The 851-nt window shown below is 33.4% G+C and carries 1 protein-coding gene and 1 pseudogene; both read left to right on the top strand.

Going from position 1 to position 851, the window contains the following annotated elements; genetic code table 11:
• Positions 1-195 (top strand): annotated as a pseudogene (locus tag EKL98_RS16155) (nucleotidyltransferase); the annotation flags it as partial.
• Between the two features lie 197 nt (positions 196-392).
• On the top strand, positions 393-851 hold a 459-nt coding region (locus EKL98_RS18240), incomplete at its 3' end, for a tetratricopeptide repeat protein (protein ID WP_233589467.1).

Raw genomic sequence — 851 nt, forward strand, 5'->3', positions numbered from 1 at the left:
AACGCAACGGTTGGTCCAAATGTATCTTTAGGAGATGGATGTCACGTTGTTGATAGTTCTATAAAAAACAGTCTGGTGCAAACGCATTCGCATATCAAAAACGCTAATTTAGACAACGCAATGATTGGAAGTCACGCTAGTTTTGATGGTAATTTTACCAGCATTAGCATTGGAGATTATTCGGTGTTGGAATAATTCTTGTCATTAATAATTTTAAATTGCCTCCAGCTTTAGCTGGAGGAAAATGAATAAATGTTTAATTGGGCTTTGGCCAAAATTAATTTTATTTTGGCCAAAGCCATTGAAAGCTATCTTTATTTTATTCCTCTAGCTAAAGCTGGAGGCAATTAAAAAGTTGTCAAATCTAGGCTAACAAATCTCAATTTGCATAAATGAAAAAAACGGTTTCATTCTTTTTATTCTTGGTTTTGCTTTGCAATTCAGCTTTGCTATTGGCGCAAGCCGAACCAGAATCTATTGTGCCTGAAACCGACAAATTTCAAGATTATTTTTACGAATCCTTAAAGCAAAAAGGAATCGAAAATTACGATAAAGCCATTACAGCATTGGAATATTGTTTGAAATTAAAACCCAATGATGCCGTAGTTTATTCGGAAATGGGAAAGAATTATTTTGGGCTAAAAAATTATGAACAAAGCTATTCTTCCTATGAAAAAGCGGCACAAATAGATCCGAAAAACAAATGGTATTGGGCAGGAATGTATGAGGTAAGTTATCAAACCAAGAATTATAATCAAGCCATACTCTCAGTTAATAAATTAATTGAGTTTGACAAAATTTATCAAGACGATTTGGTTTCACTTTACATGTACACGCAACAATTTGACAAA

The sequence above is a fragment of the Flavobacterium bomense genome (assembly GCF_003970355.1).